This window comes from Alcanivorax sp. HI0083, assembly GCF_001635175.1.
Genome location: NZ_LWFX01000177.1, coordinates 1 through 845 on the forward strand (window position 1 = coordinate 1; position 845 = coordinate 845).

Below are 845 nucleotides of genomic sequence, written 5' to 3' on the forward strand. Positions count from 1 at the left end.
AGCGTATAATTCGACCCGGCCTTAAGAGCAATCTCCCTGTCCAGCATGTCGCCATCGGCATTGCGAACCTGAAAATCGACGGTTTCGGTATCAGCCGCCAGCTTCAGGTTCATCCCGCTTTGCTCATCGGTGGAATATCCCACATCTTCAAATAGCGGATCTGACGCCTTATTGGTGATCACATCCACACGAATACTTGCTGCATCCGGGTCGGTAAAATCCGTCAGCTGATTGTGAAAGTAGAGACTGGCCGGCGGACGCAGCAAATCTTCCACGTCATCATCGTCACCGCCACAGCCGGACAAGACGACTGCGCTGGCCACCGCCAGCATTCCGATCATTCGCATAGTTACTCCCAAGGCAAACGCAAAAAGGGCATCCTAATCACGAAGAAGCCCCACTTTTTGGTATTGGTTGGCAGTTCAGAGGTTTTTCGTAGCGAGAAGTTCCAGCCGTTCAGTTGCTGAACGGCTGGCAGTACAGGGAAATCTGGTCGTCGTCACTGTCGAATTCTGTGTACGCGATGATGGCGTCGTAGCTGCGGCCGCTGCTGACGCTGCAGCTCACATCATCGATGATCACGCCCTGGGTTTCGTTGTTGATGGTCACCGCCAGGTTGCTGCCGGCACTCAGAGACACGTAGCTGCTGCCGTCGGCATATTCCAGCCCGCTGACCAGTGCCTGGCCACCGGGGGTGCTACCGCTGGCGGTGACGCTCAGCTCATCCCCGGACAGGCGTGACAGTGTGTTGATAAAACGCACCCGGATCTGCCCGCTACCCACATCCATCTTCTGGTGACTGAAGGTTTTCAGTTGGCGGTTATCCAGGGTGGTGTCGCCCATCA

Annotated in this window: 1 protein-coding gene and 1 pseudogene; both read right to left on the minus strand. The window is 55.7% G+C overall.

The window, feature by feature from the left end; all coding sequences use genetic code 11:
• On the minus strand, positions 1-347 hold a 347-nt coding region (locus A3754_RS01895; protein WP_369817561.1), incomplete at its 3' end, for a hypothetical protein.
• Between the two features lie 109 nt (positions 348-456).
• Positions 457-845, minus strand: a pseudogene (locus tag A3754_RS26970) (hypothetical protein); the annotation flags it as partial.